This is a genomic window from Cellulosimicrobium composti (assembly GCF_009711085.1).
GTDB lineage: Bacteria > Actinomycetota > Actinomycetes > Actinomycetales > Cellulomonadaceae > Cellulosimicrobium > Cellulosimicrobium composti.
On sequence record NZ_WMKA01000146.1, the window covers coordinates 1 to 336 of the forward strand.

The 336-nt window shown below is 58.6% G+C and carries 1 other RNA gene; it reads left to right on the forward strand.

The features are described from left to right. Positions 1–336, forward strand: a transfer-messenger RNA (tmRNA) gene (ssrA, locus tag GJV82_RS19300); the annotation flags it as partial.

Consider the following 336-nt stretch of genomic DNA (forward strand, 5'->3'; position numbering starts at 1 on the left):
TCGGTTTCGACAGCGGATGTCGAAGCAGGGGAAGCGAGCCGAGGAAGCGGCAATGATCTCGTAAACCATATGTCGCAAAAAATAATCGCCAACACCAAGCGCGATTCCTTCGCCCTCGCTGCCTAAGTAGCGACCTGCGAAGTGTCAGCCCGGGGGTGTTCCCGACCCGGATCCTGGCATCAGCTAGGGAACTAAACTTCTAGGTCCGGTCACGGGTCCTAGGAGGAAATCAAACAGTGACTGAGCCCGTCGGAGACTTGTCCGCGAGATCTCCGGGGCCGAGAAAATCGCAGCGGACTGCGCTCGGAGAAGCCCTGTTTCCGCACCGTTGGACGC